Genomic DNA, 16,269 nt, shown 5'->3' with positions numbered 1-16,269 from the left:
CGTGGCGTGGAAAAAGGGCCGCGGGGAGTGAACCCGCGGCCCTTTCCCGTAACACCGCAAATGGGCGCCCGCCGCCGCCGTGGAAAGGCAATGCGGGTCACCGCAATGGACGCCGGCGCCTCGTCCGTACGGTCAGTGGCCGCGGAACCGGTTGATCGCCGTCTCGTGGCGCGCCCGGAACTCCGCGTCGCGGACGCCGAGGCCGTCGGCGGGGGCGAGGCACCGGACGCCGACCTTGCCCTGGTGCGCGTTGCGGTGCACCTCGTACGCGGCCTGGCCGGTCTGCTCCAGCGCGTAGGTCCTCGACACGGTGGGGTGGATCTTGCCGAGCGCGATCAGGCGGTTCGCCTCCCACGCCTCGCGGTAGTTGGCGAAGTGACTGCCGACGATGCGCTTGAGGTGCATCCAGAGGTAGCGGTTGTCGTACTGGTGCTGGTAGCCGCTGGTCGAGGCGCAGGTGACGATCGTGCCGCCCTTCTTGGTCACGAAGACGCTGGCGCCGAAGGTCTCCCGGCCCGGGTGCTCGAAGACGATGTCCGGATCGTCGCCGCCGGTCAGTTCCCGGATCCGCTCGCCGAAGCGGCGCCACTCGTCCTGGTCCTGGGTCTGCTCGTCCTTCCAGAACCGGAAGCCCTCGGCGGCCCGGTCGATGACCAGCTCGGCGCCCATCTTCCGGCACAGCTCCGCCTTGTCCGGCGAGGAGACCACGCAGACCGGGATCGCGCCGCCGTTGAGCGCCATCTGGGTCGCGTAGCCGCCGAGGCCGCCGGAGGCGCCCCAGATCAGCACCACGTCGCCCTGCTTCATGTTGGCGCCGTGGTGGGAGACGAGCTGCCGGTACGCCGTGGAGTTGACCAGGCCCGGACTCGCCGCCTCCTCCCAGCTGAGGTGGCGGGGCTTCGGCATGAGCTGGTTGGCCTTGACCACGGCCAGCTCGGCGAGGCCGCCGAAGTTGGTCTCGAAGCCCCAGATCCGCTGCTGCGGGTCGAGCATGGTGTCGTCGTGGCCGGCCGCGTCCTCCAGCTCCACCGAGAGGCAGTGCGCGACGACCTCGTCGCCGGCCTTCCACCGGGTCACACCGGGCCCGGTCCGCAGGACGACCCCGGCCGCGTCCGAGCCGACCACGTGGTACGGCAGGTCGTGCCGCTTGGTCAGCTCGGACAGCCGGCCGTAGCGCTGGAGGAACTTGAAGGTCGGCAGCGGCTCGAAGATGCTGGTCCAGACCGTGTTGTAGTTGATGGCGCTCGCCATCACGGCGATCAGCGCCTCACCCGGACCCAGCTCCGGTGTCGGCACCTCCTGCACGTGCAGCGCCTTGCGCGGGTCCTTGTCCCGGGTGGCCATCCCGTCGAACATCCGGGTCTCCTCGGCGCGCACGACGACGCCCCGGTAGGACTCCGGTACGGGAAGCCCGGCGAGGCCGGCGAGTTCGCGCTCCGGATGCGCCGAGCCCTCCGCCGCCATGATCGCTTCGAGGATGTCCTGCACGTCGACCTCCGTTCGTCCGCACCCGCGCGTCGCGGGCACGGGTGCTGCCATCGTCGGCGCCGGTGCGGCCGCCCCACCATGTCGGTATCCGACACATCCGGCACCGGCCGCGCTGCTGTTGGCCGGACGTTACTGAACGGTAGCTAGAGTCGGAAGTCCTGTGTGAAAAAGTGCATCCGCCGATGCGTGAAGCTGGCCGCACCGGTTGCCAATCGCGCAGTGTCGTGCTGCTCGGAGCCACTGGCGGGTCCTACGGCGTGTTAACAGGGGCCCCGTGCCATGCACCGGGCGTTAACAAGGGGCCCCTCCTTTCGCTCAGGCCGGCTCGACCAGTTCGACGAGGACGCCGCCGGCGTCCTTCGGGTGCACGAAGTTGATCCGGGAGTTCGCCGTGCCCCGCTTCGGCTCGTCGTACAGGAGTCGGACGCCCCGCTCGCGGAGCTTCGCGCAGGCGGCGTCGATGTCCGCCACGGTGTACGCGACCTGCTGCACGCCCGGGCCGTTGCGGTCGAGGAACTTCGCGATCGTCGACGTCGGCGACAGCGGTGCGAGCAGTTGCACGCAGCCGCCCTCGGTGGTCGGCCCGACGGCCAGCATCGCCTCGCGGACGCCCTGCTCCTGGTTGGTCTCGGTGTGCACGCAGCGCATCCCGAAGGTCCGCTGGTAGAAGTCGATCGCGGCGTCCAGGTCGGGTACGGCGACACCGACGTGGTCGATGCGGCGCAGCCCGATGTCTGTGATGTAGTCCGCAGCGGACTCGACGGGGGAGTTCTCAGCCATGGCGCTAGTCTGGCCGAACAATCGTTAAGGCGTACAGGTCGGCACCCCCCTCGGAGGCAGGTATGGCTTCGGTGATCGTCAGCGGCGCTCGGACCCCCATGGGGCGCCTGCTGGGCAACCTCAAGGACCTCCCCGCGACCAAGCTCGGCGGCATCGCCATCAAGGCGGCGCTGGAGCGCGCCGGCGTGGCCCCCGACCAGGTTCAGTACGTGATCATGGGCCAGGTGCTCCAGGCCGGCGCTGGGCAGATCCCGGCCCGCCAGGCGGCCGTCGAGGCGGGCATCCCGATGTCCGTTCCGGCCCTGACCATCAACAAGGTGTGCCTCTCCGGGCTGGACGCGATCGCCCTGGCCGACCAGCTCATCCGCGCCGGCGAGTTCGACATCGTGGTGGCCGGTGGCATGGAGTCGATGACAAACGCCCCGCACCTGCTGCTCGGCCAGCGCGGCGGCTACAAGTACGGCGACGTGGTGATCAAGGACCACATGGCGCACGACGGGCTCAGCGACGCCTGGGACTGCTGCTCGATGGGCGAGTCGACCGAGCGGCACGGCACCGCCAAGAACATCTCCCGTGCGGAGCAGGACGCCTTCGCCGCGGCCAGCCACCAGCGCGCCGCCGCCGCCCAGAAGAACGGTCACTTCGCCGACGAGATCACGCCGGTGGTCATCCCGCAGCGCAAGGGCGACCCGCTGGTGATCAGCGAGGACGAGGGCATCCGGCCGGACACCACCGCCGAGTCGCTGGCCAAGCTGCGCCCGGCCTTCACCAAGGACGGCACCATCACCGCCGGCAGCTCGTCGCCGATCTCCGACGGCGCCGCCGCCGTCGTGGTGATGAGCAAGGCCAAGGCCACGGAGTTGGGGCTCACCTGGCTGGCCGAGATCGGCGCGCACGGAAACGTCGCCGGCCCCGACAACTCGCTGCACTCGCAGCCGTCCAACGCGATCCAGCACGCGCTGCGCAAGGCCGGCCTGGGCGTCGACGACCTCGACCTGATCGAGATCAACGAGGCGTTCGCGCAGGTCGGCATCCAGTCCACCCGTGACCTCGGAGTCAGCCCGGACAAGGTCAACGTCAACGGTGGCGCGATCGCCCTCGGCCATCCGATCGGCATGTCCGGCGCCCGGCTGGTGCTGACGCTGGCGCTTGAGCTGAAGCGGCGCGGCGGCGGCACCGGTGCGGCGGCCCTGTGCGGCGGTGGCGGCCAGGGCGACGCGCTTGTCATCCACGTGCCGGCCGGCGCCGAGGGCGGTCAGTGAGCGAGACCGTCGACAACGCCCCGGCCGCGGTGCCGCCCGTGCGCCGCAGCCGGGACGTGCCCATGCTCGTCGAGCGGGCCCGCGCGGGGGACCCCCGCGCGGTCGCCCGGCTCATCACGCTTGTCGAGTCCGGCGACGAGACGCTGCCGCGGATCGCGGCGGCGCTCGCGCCGTACGCCGGCCAGGCCCAGGTGGTCGGCCTGACCGGTTCGCCCGGCGTGGGCAAGTCGACCACCACCAACGAGCTGGTCCGGGCGCTGCGCGCCCGCGGGCACCGGGTGGGCGTGCTGGCGATCGACCCGTCCAGCCCGTTCACCGGCGGCGCGATCCTCGGCGACCGGGTCCGGATGCAGGACCACGCCACCGATCCCGGCGTCTACATCCGGTCGATGTCCAGCCGGGGCCACCTCGGCGGGCTCTCGGCGGCCACGCCGCAGGCGGTGCGCGTGCTGGAGGGCGCCGGCTGTGACGTGGTGCTGGTGGAGACCGTCGGCGTCGGGCAGGCCGAGGTGGAGGTGGCCTCGCTGGCCGACACCACGCTGGTGCTGCTCGCACCCGGGATGGGGGACGCGATCCAGGCGGTGAAGGCGGGCATCCTGGAGATCGCCGACGTCTTCGTGGTCAACAAGGCCGACCGGGACGGCGCCGACGCCACCGTGCGCGACATCCAGGGCATGATCGCCCTGGGCGAGCGGGGGCCGGGGCAGTGGCGGCCGCAGGTGGTGCGCGCCGTCGCCGCGCGCGGCGAGGGGATCGACGACATCGCCGCCGCGATCGACAAGCACCGTGGCTGGCTGGTCGAGCACGGCGAGCTGCGCCGCCGGCAGGAGGCGCGGGCCGCCGCCGAGATCGAGGCGATCGCGCTGGGCGCGCTGCGGGACCGCATCGGCTCGCTGCGCGACGGTACGGAGCTGCCGGCGCTCGCCGCCAAGGTGGCCGAGGGGTCCCTCGACCCGTACGCGGCGGCCGACCAGCTGCTCGAACAGATCGCCGCCTGACGGCGGTTACCGGTCGGTACGAACTTCCTTAGCGATCGTTCAGTTCAGGGCTCTACACTCGGGGTGCAGTCGAGGACTCGAGGAGGAGCCCCGCGGATGAACGCCGACGAGATCGCCGCCGGACGGGCACGCTGGCAGGCCCGCTACGACGCCGCGCGCAAGCGGGACGCTGACTTCACCACCCTGTCGGGGATGACCGTGGACCCGGTGTACGGGCCGCCCGAGGGGGTGGCGTACCCGGACTTCGAGCGGATCGGCTGGCCGGGCGAGTTCCCGTACACCCGGGGGTTGTACCCGACCGGCTACCGGGGGCGGACCTGGACGATCCGGCAGTTCGCCGGGTTCGGCAACGCGCGGCAGACGAACGAGCGGTACAAGATGATCCTGGGCGCGGGCGGCGGTGGGCTCTCCGTCGCCTTCGACATGCCCACGCTGATGGGGCGCGACTCGGACGACCCGCAGTCGCTCGGCGAGGTCGGGCACTGCGGCGTGGCGGTGGACAGCGCCGCCGACATGGAGGTGCTCTTCGACGGCATCGACCTGGCCGGCGTCACGACGAGCATGACGATCTCCGGGCCGGCCGTCCCGGTGTTCTGCATGTACCTGGTCGCCGCCGAGCGGCAGGGCGCCGACCTGTCCCGCCTGGACGGCACCCTCCAGACCGACATCTTCAAGGAGTACATCGCGCAGAAGGAGTGGCTGTTCGACCCGGAGCCGCACCTGCGCCTCATCGGCGACCTGATGGAGTACTGCGCCCGGGAGATCCCCCGGTACAAGCCGCTGTCCGTCTCCGGCTACCACATCCGGGAGGCGGGTTCGACGGCGGCGCAGGAGCTGGCGTACACCCTCGCCGACGGGTTCGGGTACGTCGAGCTGGGGCTGTCCCGGGGGCTGGACGTCAACGTCTTCGCGCCGGGCCTGAGCTTCTTCTTCGACTCCCACGTGGACTTCTTCGAGGAGATCGCGAAGTTCCGCGCCGCCCGCCGGATCTGGGCCCGCTGGCTGCGTGACGTCTACGGCGCGACCAGCGAGAAGGCGCTGTGGCTGCGGTTCCACACGCAGACCGCCGGGGTCTCGCTGACCGCGCAGCAGCCGGTCAACAACGTGGTGCGCACGGCCGTGGAGGCCCTCGCCGCGGTGCTCGGCGGCACGAACTCGCTGCACACCAACGCGCTCGACGAGACCCTCGCGCTGCCCACCGACGAGTCCGCCGAGATCGCCCTGCGTACCCAGCAGGTGCTGATGGAGGAGACCGGGGTGACGAACGTGGCCGACCCGCTGGGTGGTTCCTGGTACGTGGAGGCGCTCACCGACAAGATCGAGGCCGAGGCGGAGGAGATCTTCGCCCGGATCCGGCAGCTCGGCGGCGAGGGCCCGCACCAGATCGGCCCGATGACCTCGGGCATTCTGCGCGGCATCGAGGACGGCTGGTTCACCGCCCAGATCGCCGAGGCGGCGTTCGTCTACCAGCAGGCGCTCGAGAAGGGCGACAAGAAGATCGTCGGGGTCAACTGCCACACCGGCACGGTCGCCAAGGACCTGGAGATCCTGCGCATCTCGCACGAGGTGGAGCTGGAGCAGAAGCGCGTGCTGGCCGACCGGAAGGCCACCCGGGACGAGGCTGCCGTCAAGGTGGCGATCGACCGGATGGTGGCGGCCAGCCGTACCGACGAGAACATGATCCCGGCGATGCTCGACGCGGTCCGCGCCGAGGCCACGTTGGGCGAGATCTGCGACGCCCTCCGCGCCGAATGGGGCGTCTACCGCGAACCCGCCCGCTTCTGATCCCCACGCTCGGGGTGGGAGGGGTGGTGACCTGCGTGAGAACTGTGACCTTCGGCGTCGCCGATGAGCGGAGATCGGCGACGCGCGTGCGAGACTAGATAACCATGAGCGACCCACGGATCACCTCGTCGATCTTCACCCGCGGCGCGGTAGACCTCAGCGCGCTGCGCACCCCCGCACCGACGCCGGCCCCCGCCCAGTCCGGTCCTCCCGCCGGCGCACCCGGCGGCGCCGTCGCGAGCGCCGTCACCGTCGTCGACGTCACCGAGGCGACCTTCCAGGCCGAGGTCCTCGAACGGTCGCTCAGCACACCCGTGGTCGTCGACTTCTGGGCCGAGTGGTGCGAGCCCTGCAAGCAGCTCTCGCCGGTGCTGGAGCGGCTCGCCGTCGAGGGCGGCGGCGCCTGGGTGCTCGCCAGGGTCGACGTGGACGCCAACCCGCGGCTCGCCCAGATGTTCCGGGTGCAGGGCATCCCGATGGTGTACGCGGTGGTCGGCGGCCAGCCCGTCGACGCGTTCTCCGGGGTGGTGCCCGAGGCCCAGCTCCGGCAGTGGATCCAGGCGGTGCTCAAGGCCGGCGGCGTGACCGTGGCCGAGCCGGGCGACCCCCGGCTGGACGAGGCCGACGACGCGCTGATGAGTGGTGACCTGGACGCGGCGGAGCGCGCGTACCGGAAGATTCTCGCCGAGACCCCGTCGGACGCCGCGGCGGAGGCGGGCCTCGCCCAGGTCGGGCTCGCCCGCCGGGTGGCCGGCGCCGACCCGCAGGCGGCGCTCACCGCCGCGGCGGCCAACGCCGACGACGTCGACGCCCAACTGCTGGCGGCCGACATCGAGGTGCTCAGCGGCATGGCCGAGCAGGCCTACCAGCGCCTGGTCGGCCTGGTCCGGCGCACCGCCGGTGACGACCGGGAGAAGGTACGCCAGCACCTGGTCGGCCTGTTCACCATCGCCGGTCCCGACGACCCCGCGGTGGCCGCGGCGCGCCGGGCCCTGGCCAGCGCCCTTTTCTGATCCACCGCACGCCAGCGCGGGCCGGCGTGACCGGCCGGCCCGCCCGACACCTCGAGGACGGGAGCCCATGATGCGCCGGATCGCCGTCCTCGACGCGCCCACCAACCTCGGCCTGCGCCCGCCCACGCCCACCTCGGTGCCGGGCTGCGCCAAGGCGCCCGGTGCGATGCGCGACCACGGCCTGCTCGCCCGGCTCCGTGCGCGCGACGCCGGTTGCGTGACCCCGCCCCGGTACGATCCGGGCGACTGGCGCCCCGGCGACGGTGTCTGCCACGCCCGGGAAATCGCCGACTACTCGGTGGCGCTCGCCGAGCGCATCGGCGCGATCATCGACCGGGGCGAGTTCCCGTTGGTGCTCGGCGGGGACTGCTCGGTCCTGCTCGGCTCGGCGCTGGCCATGCACCGGCTCGGCGAGGCGGTGGGCGGGCGGATCGGGCTCGTCTTCGTCGACGGGCACTCCGACTTCCGGCACCCCGGCAACGCGTCCTACGTGGGCGCGGCCGCCGGTGAGGACCTCGCCTTGGTGACCGGCCGCGGCCAGGCCGACCTGGCCGCCATCGAGGGGCGGCGGCCGTACTTCCGGGACATCGACGTGGTGGTGCTGGGCATCCGCGCGCAGGACGAGTACCGGCTCGACCTCCAGGCCGCCGGGATCACCACCCGGCCGGTGCCGGCGCTGCGCGCCGAGGGCGCGGCCCGCACCGCCCAGTGGGCGCACGAGCAGCTCGCCGACTGCGCCGGCTACTGGGTGCACGTCGACGTGGACGTGCTGGACCCGGCGGTGATGCCCGCCGTCGACGCCCCCGACCCGGGCGGGATCGCCTTCGCCGAGCTGGAGATCCTGCTCGCCGGCCTGGTCGACACCCCGCACTGCCTCGGCGTCGAGCTGACCGTCTTCGACCCCGACTACGACCCGGACGGGTCGTACGCGGCCGAGATCGTCAACACCGTGGTGGCCGGGCTGCGCCCGGTCTCCGCGCCGGAGGCGGTCCCGCCGCGGCTGCTCCCCGGGGCACCCGCGACCCCCGGGACACCCGCGATCCCCGGCACACCCGCGACTCCCGCGCCGCGCCGGGGCCTCGACCGCCCGCGGGTGGCCGCGGACCCGGCACCGCCGAGCGGAGGAGTCGCCCCGGACGCCGCTGATCGGCCGGAACCGGTCGGACCGCCCGCGTCGGCCGGGCCGGGCCTCCTGCGTCGATCCCTGCCATCGAGCCTCGGCGCGGACGGCGACGTCGATCCGGCGGTGGACGGCGACCTGCCGCACTCCACGGCCGATACGGCCTGACCCGCAGGTCCGCTCGTCCACCACCACGCGGCCGCACCAGGCTGCCGGAGCCGGTCGACCCCAAGCCTGCCGGCAGCCGTCATGGGTGTGACGCCCTTTGGAGCTGATGTGGTGGGTGGATCGGCGGGCGGGGTCCGCCGTTCGCTCGCCGGCCGCGGCACCGGCACCGGCACCGGCGCCGGCCGCGGCAGCGGCAGCGGCACCGGCCGCCGCACCGACACCGGCAGCGGCACCGGCACCGGCACCGGCAGCGGCACCCGCAGCGGCCGATGACGAATTCGGTTCAGCTCCAAAGGACCGCGCTGTGCGGTGGACGCCTGGCGAGAGCGCGACCGCGCCCGACGTGGTCAGCGAGGCAGGGCGCGGAGGAACTTCTCGGCGATCGGGACCGCCGTGCCGCTGCCGGAGCCGCCCCGCTCGACGAAGACCGCGAACGCGACGTCCCCCTGCCAGCCGACGAACCAGGCGTGGGTGTTGGCCGGGTTGTCGTCGAACTCGGCGGTGCCGGTCTTGCCGTGCACCGGGGAGCCGGGCACGTCGCCAAGTGCCGTGCCGGTGCCGGCGGTGACCACGTCACGCATCATCGCCCGCACGGCCGCGACCGACTCGGCCTTCAACTCCGGCCCGTCAGCCGCCGGCCCTGCCGGTGCCGGGTCCAGCACCAGCTTCGGCTGCACGAACCGGCCGCGAGCGACCGCCGCCGTGGCCGAGGCCATGGCCAGCGGGCTGACGATCGTGGTGCCCTGACCGATCGCCGCGGCCGCCTGCTCGGTCGCGCCGCCGTTCGCGGAGACCTTGCCGGAGAACGCGTCCAGGCCGAGATCCCAGTCGCTCTCCAACCCCAGGGAGCGGCCGGTGACCGCGAGCCCGTCGGCGCCGAGTTGCGGGGCGAGGGCGACGAAGGCCGTGTTGCAGGACTCCGCGAAGTCGGTGCGGAACGGGACCGACCCGAGCGCGAAGTCGTCCGAGTTCTTGAAGGTGCGGCCGTCGACCTCCCTGATCTTCGGACAGTCGACCGTCCGGTCCGGGGTGACCGCGCCGCGGTCGAGCAGGGCCAGCGCGCTGACCACCTTGAAGGTGGAGCCGGGCGGCACCTGGGCGGTGAAGGCGAGGTTCTCCCCGGCCGGCCCGGGGCCGTTGGCGGCGGCGAGCACCGCGCCGTCGCTGATCCGGACGGCCACCAGGGCGGCCCGCCGCTTCTCGGCGCGCAGGGCCGTGTCGGCGGCGTTCTGGGTCGCCACGTCGAGCGTCGTCTTCAGCGGCTCGCCCGGCCGGAACTCGCGACGGAACAGTTCGGTGCCGGTGGCCACGAGCGTGCCCTCCGGGCCGGGCCGGTTGACGATCACGGTGAGCCCGGGGGCGCCCCGCAGGCGCTCGTCGTACCGGCCCTGGAGGCCGCCGTGGCCGACCAGGTCGCCGCGGACGTACCGGTCGGGGTGCTTGGCGAGGTCGTCGGCCTGCGCCGGGTCGACCGTGCCGAGCACCGCCCGGGCGAACTCACGGGTGGGCGCGAGGTCGAGCTTGTCGGTCGGGAAGCGGGTGCCGGGCAGTCCGTGGATGCGGGGCTTGATCTGCCGGTACGCCTCGTCCCGCAGCGTCACCACCTCGACGAGCGCGTCCGGCTTGGCCTCGGCGAGCCGCCCGGGGAGGTCGGAGAGGTCCACCGGCGGGACGAGCGCCGGGCGGATCGCCTTGAACGCGGAGTCGAGCTGCCGGACGACCTTCGGGACGTCCTTCACCTCGCCGGGCACGAGGCTGACGCGGACCACCGGCCGGGGTGTCACCAGCGGCTGGCCGGCACCGTCCAGGACCGCCGCCCGGGGGCCCGACTCGCGGCGCAGACCCAGCCGGTCACGCCGGGTGAGCTGCTCATGCACGATCTGCGGCTCCCAGATCACCTGCCACTGGTCGTCGCCGCCGCGGGCGAGCCGTACCGGCCGGTCGTACGCCCACCGGGCGTCGCCGGGAAGCGTCCACTCGATCCGTACCGTGGCGGTGGCCGTATCGGCGGTGACCTTCGCCTCCCCGGTGCGGCGCAGCGCCGGCGGCGTGGCGGCCAGCTCGCCGGAGAGCTCCTTGATCGCCTGGGTCACGTCGGCCGCCGGCACCCGGGCCCCCGTGGCGTCGACGAAGCCGACCGCGTTGAGGTCCCCCGAACGCCAGCCCTTCAGGAAGGTGTCGACGCTGCGATCCGGCCCGTCCTCGCCGGAGCAGGCGGTGAGCCCGGCGGCGGCGAGCAGGACGGCGGTGAGCAGAGCGAGTGGTCGTCGTGACGGACGGCGATGACGCCGGTACGACAGGCGCATGTGTTTCCTCCCCCGAGATCTGGCCTTCCTGCACGGTAGTACGACCCGACCGTCCGCCTCGTACCCTGTCGGGCGCTCCCGGGCGGAAAGACGGACCCGTGACGGTGTGATGAACAACCGGAGGCGGGGTATCCCGGGACGGGCCAACCGCGTACCGCAACAGGTGAAAGGACGACAGTCCCGAACCGGACGTCCGCACCACGGTCCGCCGACCAAGGCGCGTATCGGCAGGGCCTATGGTGGGCGGCAGAGTGACCCACAACGCGGTGGGTCGAGGGGAGTGGCACCGATGGACCGGCGTCCGGCTACTAAACCGGGACCCGACCTCCGGCAGGTTGACACCGGCCGGGACGACAACTTCGATTCGGCGACCGATTCCGACGGGTTCGGCGACGTCGACACCGGCGTGACCGGCTTGACCGGTTCGAGCATCGACACCATCTACGACCTGGGCCTGCCCGCCGACGCGCTGGCCGGGGACGCGGAGGACTCCGAGCTCGACGAACCGGTACCCAACGCCGAGCGCCTGGTGGCGCAGGCGGTCGCACTCGCCGGCGACGACCACGACGCGGCGTCGCTGGTCGGCCGCTACTGGCGGTACGCGCCGGACGAGGAGCTGATCGGCTTCACCGCCGAGGAGATGCTCGACGCGGCGCGCGCCCATCGGGAACTCGCCCAGCAGCGGGTACCGGGCGAGTTGAAGCTGCGGATCCACTCACCCGACGCCGAGCAGCACCACACCGTCGTCGAGATCGTCACCGACGACATGCCGTTCCTGGTGGACTCGGTGACCGCCCTGCTCAACTCGCACCACCTCGACGTGCACCTGCTGGTCCACCCGCTGGTGGTGGTCCGGCGCGAGCCACTCGGCCGCCTGATCGAGGTGGCCGCCGATGTGGAGCCCGACGACGCGATCGCCGGCGACCTGGTCGAGAGCTGGATGCGGATCGAGATCGACCCGGTCCGGGACGCCGACGCGCGGGACAAGCTGCGCGGTGAGCTGCAGCGGGTGCTCACCGACGTGCGGGAGGCGGTCGAGGACTGGCCGAAGATGCGCCAGCGGGCGTTGGCGCTGGCCGACGAGCTGGCCGCCGCCCGCACCAGCGACAACCGGCCGCCCGTGCCGGAGAAGGACATCACCGACTCGGTCGAGCTGCTGCGCTGGCTCGCCCACGACCACTTCACCTTCCTCGGCTACCGGGAGTACCGGCTGGTGGACGCGCCCGGCGAGGGGGACGGCAAGGCGCTGCAGGCCGTGCTCGGCACCGGCCTGGGCATCTTGCGGTCGGACTCCACCGAGGCGCGGGTGCTGTCGTCGATGACGCCGGAGGCGCACGACAAGGTCACCGAGAAGCGCCTGCTGATCATCACGAAGGCGAACTCGCGGGCCACCGTGCACCGGTCGGCGTACCTGGACTACATCGGCTTCAAGGTGTTCAACGAGGCCGGTGAGGTGGTCGGGGAGCGGCGTTTCCTCGGCCTGTTCTCCACCGCCGCGTACCGGACCAGCGTGCGCGAACTGCCGGTGGTGCGGCGCAAGGTGGCGGAGGTGCTCGACCGCTCGGGCCTGAGCCAGCGCAGCCACTCCGGCAAGGACCTGCTGCAGATCCTGGAGACCTACCCGCGCGACGAGCTGTTCCAGATCAAGACCGACGACCTCTACCACGCGGTGATCGGCGTGCTGCGCATGGCCGGTCGCCGGCAGTTGCGGGTGTTCCTGCGGCGGGACGCGTACGGGCGGTTCATCTCCTGCCTGATCTACCTGCCCCGGGACCGGTTCACCACCCAGAACCGGCTGCGCATGCAGGACATCCTGCTGCGCGAGCTGAACGGCGTCGGGGTGGACTACACGACCCGGGTCACCGAGTCGATGCTCGCGCGGGTGCACTTCATCGTCCGCACCGACCCGACCAAGCCGCCGGGTGAGATCGACGCCGACCTGCTCGCCGAGGAGCTGGCCGACGCCACCCGCCTGTGGGACGACGACTACCGGCTGGTGCTGGAGCGCAAGCTCGGCGACGAGCAGGCCAAGCACCTGTTCGCCCGGTACGCCGACGCCTTTCCGGAGGGCTACAAGGACGGGCACACGCCGTACGAGGCGATGAAGGACCTGGCGAAGCTGGAGCTGCTTGAGGAGCCCGGCCAACTGGAGATGCACCTGTTCCGCAAGCAGTTGGCGCCCCGCGCCGGCAGCCGCGGGGCGGACGTCGACGAGTCGATGGACGTGCGGTTCAAGGTCTACCGGTACGGCGAGCCGATGATGCTCTCGGCGGTGCTCCCGGTGCTGCACTCGCTCGGCGTGAAGGTGGTCGACGAGCACCCGTACGAGGTGGAGCGCGTCGACGGCCGGATCTGGCTGTACGACTTCGGGCTGCGACTGCCCGAGGGCCACCAGGAGCTGGCCGAGGTGCGCCCGCACGTGGAGAACGCCTTCGCGGCGGCCTGGCGCGGCGAGGCCGAGGTGGACGGCTTCAACGAGCTGGTCCTGCGCGGCGGCCTCACCTGGCGGCAGGTGGTCGTGCTGCGGGCGTACGCGAAGTACCTGCGCCAGGCGGGCACGGTCTTCTCGCAGGACTACATGGAGTCCACCTTCATCGCCTACCCGCGGATCGCGGCCCTGCTGGTGCGGCTCTTCGAGACCCGGTTCGCGCCGGGGTCGACCAGCCCGGAGCAGCGGCAGCAGCAGAGCAAGGAGCTGGTCTCCGAGCTGCACGCCGCGCTCGACGACGTGGCCAGCCTCGACCAGGACCGGATCCTGCGGTCGTATCTGACGCTGATCCAGGCCACGCTACGGACCAGCTTCTACCAGCGGAGCGCCGGCGGGCGGCCCAAGTCGTACGTGGCGCTCAAGCTGGACCCGCAGGCGATCCCGGACCTGCCGGCGCCCCGGCCGAGGTTCGAGATCTTCGTCTACTCGCCCCGGTTCGAGGGCGTCCACCTGCGCTTCGGGCCGGTGGCCCGGGGCGGGCTGCGCTGGTCGGACCGCCGGGAGGACTTCCGGACCGAGGTGCTGGGCCTGGTCAAGGCGCAGATGGTGAAGAACGCGGTGATCGTGCCGGTCGGCGCGAAGGGCGGCTTCGTGCTCAAGCAGAAGCCGGGCGACCGGGACGAGGCGGTGGCCTGCTACAAGGAGTTCGTCTCCGCGTTGCTGGACGTCACCGACAACATCGTCAGCGGCGAGATCGTGCCGCCGCGGGACGTGGTCCGCCACGACGGCGACGACCCGTACATGGTGGTCGCGGCGGACAAGGGCACGGCCACGTTCTCCGACATCGCCAACGAGATCTCCACGGCCCACAACTTCTGGCTGGGCGACGCGTTCGCCTCCGGCGGCTCGGCCGGCTACGACCACAAGAAGATGGGCATCACCGCGCGCGGCGCGTGGGAGTCGGTGAAGCGGCACTTCCGGGAGCTGGGGCACGACACCCAGACGGAGGACTTCACAGTGGTCGGTGTCGGCGACATGTCCGGCGACGTCTTCGGCAACGGGATGCTGCTGTCGAAGCACATCCGGCTGGTGGCCGCGTTCGACCACCGGCACATCTTCCTCGACCCCGATCCGGACGCCGCCACCGGCTGGGACGAACGCAAGCGGCTGTTCAACCTGCCCCGGTCGTCCTGGGAGGACTACAACACCGAGCTGATCTCGGCCGGCGGTGGGATCTACCCGCGTACGGCGAAGTCGGTGCCGATCTCGCCGCAGGTGCGCGCGGTGCTCGGCCTCGATGACGACGTGTCGAAGCTCAGCCCGCAGGAGCTGATGAAGGCGATCCTCACCGCGCCGGTCGACCTGTTCTGGAACGGCGGCATCGGCACCTACGTGAAGGCGTCTAGCCAGACCAACGCGGAGGTGGGCGACAAGTCCAACGACGCGATCCGGGTCAACGGCCGCGACCTGCGCTGCCGGGTCGCCGGCGAGGGCGGCAACCTGGGCTGGACCCAGCTCGGCCGGATCGAGTACGCGCAGGCCGGCGGGCGGATCTACACCGACTTCATCGACAACGCCGCCGGTGTGGACTGCTCGGACCACGAGGTGAACATCAAGATCCTGCTGAACACGGCGGTCGCCGACGGCGAGCTGACCGTCGCCGAGCGGGACGAGTTGCTCGCCGGGATGACCGACGAGGTCGCCGAGCTGGTGCTGCGGGACAACTACGACCAGGCGCGGGCGATCAACAACGCCCAGGCCCAGGCGGCGTCGCTGCTGCCGGTGCACCGACGGATGATCACCGATCTGGAACGCTCCGGTGCGCTGGACCGGGCACTGGAGGCCCTGCCGCCGGACGAGGAGCTGGCGGTCCGGACCGAGTCCGGCCTGACCGCGCCGGAGTTCGCCGTGCTGCTCGCGTACGTCAAGATCGTCCTTGAGAAGGAGATCCTGGCCGAGGGGGTGGCCGACGAGGAGTGGACGACCGAGCTGCTGGTCAACTACTTCCCGACTCCGATGCGGGAACGGTTCGCCGACCGGATGGGCCGGCACCGGCTGCGCCGGGACATCGTCACCACCGTGCTGGTGAACGAGGCGATCAACCGGGGCGGCATCTCGTTCGTCTTCCGGGTGGTCGAGGAGACCGCGGCCAGCGCGGCCGACGTGCTCCGGGCGTACGTGGTGGTGCGCGAGGTGTTCGGGCTGCGTGAGGTCTGGAACGCCGTGGAGGCGCTGGACAACAAGGTCGCCCCCGAGCTGCAGACGGGCGTCTACCTGGACACCCGGCGGCTGCTCGACCGCGCGGTGCGGTGGCTGGTGACGAACCGCCGCTCGCCGATCGACGTGCCGGCGGAGATCGCCCGCCTGCGCGACGGGGTGGCCCGCCTCCTGCCGGGGATGGAGACCCTCTTCTACGGCAGCGAGCGGGAGGCCATCGTGGCGCACATCGAGTCGATGGTCGCCAAGGGCCTGCCGCGGGACCTGGCCGAGCGGACGGTCCGGCTGATGTACAGCTTCGGCCTGCTCGACGTGGTGGAGACGGCGAGGACCAGCAGCCGGGACGTGAGCGAGGTGGCCTCGGTCTACTTCGTGCTCTCGGACCGGTTCCGGGTGGACTCGCTGCTGTCGAAGATCTCCCTGCTGCCGCGGGAGGACCGCTGGCAGACCCTCGCCCGGATGGCGCTGCGCTACGACCTGTACGCCGCGCTGGCCGCGCTCACCACCGAGGTGCTGTCGTCCACTCCGGACACCCTGCCGCCGGTGGAGCGGGTGCAGCAGTGGGAGCAGTCGAACGCCACCTCGATCCACCGCGCCCAGCGGGCGATGGGGGAATTCGACGAGTCGCGTGCCGACCTGGCGGCGCTGTCGGTGCTGCTGCGCCAGATCCGTACGCTCGTGCGGACCTCCGCGGCGGCCTGACG

General features: G+C 72.1%; 10 protein-coding genes. 7 read left to right on the top strand and 3 right to left on the bottom strand.

The window, feature by feature from the left end:
* Positions 1–132: 132 nt before the first annotated feature.
* Positions 133–1,488, bottom strand: coding sequence for a crotonyl-CoA carboxylase/reductase (gene ccrA, locus ABTW87_RS15745; protein ID WP_350651514.1), 1,356 nt, complete (start codon positions 1,486–1,488; stop codon positions 133–135).
* A gap of 315 nt (positions 1,489–1,803) precedes the next feature.
* Entirely contained in the window at positions 1,804–2,268 is a 465-nt protein-coding gene (gene mce, locus ABTW87_RS15740) for a methylmalonyl-CoA epimerase (RefSeq protein ID WP_350651513.1), read from the bottom strand.
* 62 nt (positions 2,269–2,330) lie between these two features.
* Between mce and ABTW87_RS15735 the strand changes: the two genes are divergently transcribed.
* The 6 genes from ABTW87_RS15735 (at position 2,331) to ABTW87_RS15710 (ending at position 8,887) form a co-directional block, all read left to right on the top strand.
* Complete coding sequence (locus tag ABTW87_RS15735; RefSeq protein ID WP_350651512.1) at positions 2,331–3,530, top strand: acetyl-CoA C-acetyltransferase; 1,200 nt, start codon at positions 2,331–2,333, stop codon at positions 3,528–3,530.
* Positions 3,531–3,592: 62 nt separating this feature from the next.
* Positions 3,593–4,528, top strand: a complete 936-nt coding sequence (meaB, locus tag ABTW87_RS15730) for a methylmalonyl Co-A mutase-associated GTPase MeaB (protein ID WP_502891592.1) — start codon at positions 3,593–3,595, stop codon at positions 4,526–4,528.
* A 96-nt stretch (positions 4,529–4,624) separates the two neighbouring features.
* Positions 4,625–6,313, top strand: a complete 1,689-nt coding sequence (gene icmA, locus ABTW87_RS15725; RefSeq protein WP_350651510.1) for a coenzyme B12-dependent isobutyryl-CoA mutase large subunit — start codon at positions 4,625–4,627, stop codon at positions 6,311–6,313.
* A gap of 104 nt (positions 6,314–6,417) precedes the next feature.
* The gene (locus ABTW87_RS15720; RefSeq protein WP_350651509.1) at positions 6,418–7,326 is read left to right on the top strand and encodes a tetratricopeptide repeat protein; all 909 of its coding nucleotides are present in this window, start codon (positions 6,418–6,420) and stop codon (positions 7,324–7,326) included.
* Between the two features lie 67 nt (positions 7,327–7,393).
* Positions 7,394–8,614: an arginase family protein gene (locus ABTW87_RS15715; protein ID WP_350651508.1), complete on the top strand. Its 1,221-nt coding sequence runs from the start codon at positions 7,394–7,396 to the stop codon at positions 8,612–8,614.
* Positions 8,615–8,725: 111 nt separating this feature from the next.
* A complete protein-coding gene (locus ABTW87_RS15710; protein ID WP_350651507.1) occupies positions 8,726–8,887 on the top strand; it encodes a hypothetical protein in 162 nt (53 codons plus the stop codon).
* A gap of 74 nt (positions 8,888–8,961) precedes the next feature.
* Here ABTW87_RS15710 and ABTW87_RS15705 read toward each other — a convergent pair whose 3' ends face one another.
* Positions 8,962–10,920: a penicillin-binding transpeptidase domain-containing protein gene (locus tag ABTW87_RS15705; protein WP_350651506.1), complete on the bottom strand. Its 1,959-nt coding sequence runs from the start codon at positions 10,918–10,920 to the stop codon at positions 8,962–8,964.
* A 289-nt stretch (positions 10,921–11,209) separates the two neighbouring features.
* On the opposite strand from ABTW87_RS15705, the gene ABTW87_RS15700 reads away from it, so the two are divergent.
* On the top strand, positions 11,210–16,267 hold the full coding sequence (locus ABTW87_RS15700; RefSeq protein ID WP_350651505.1) for an NAD-glutamate dehydrogenase: 5,058 nt from the start codon (positions 11,210–11,212) through the stop codon (positions 16,265–16,267).
* Positions 16,268–16,269 lie beyond the last annotated feature (2 nt).

The organism is Micromonospora sp. NPDC126480 (assembly GCF_040302465.1).
GTDB lineage: Bacteria > Actinomycetota > Actinomycetes > Mycobacteriales > Micromonosporaceae > Micromonospora.
Note: the sequence above shows the minus strand (reverse complement) of the source record. Positions and strands in the feature narration are given on the sequence as shown.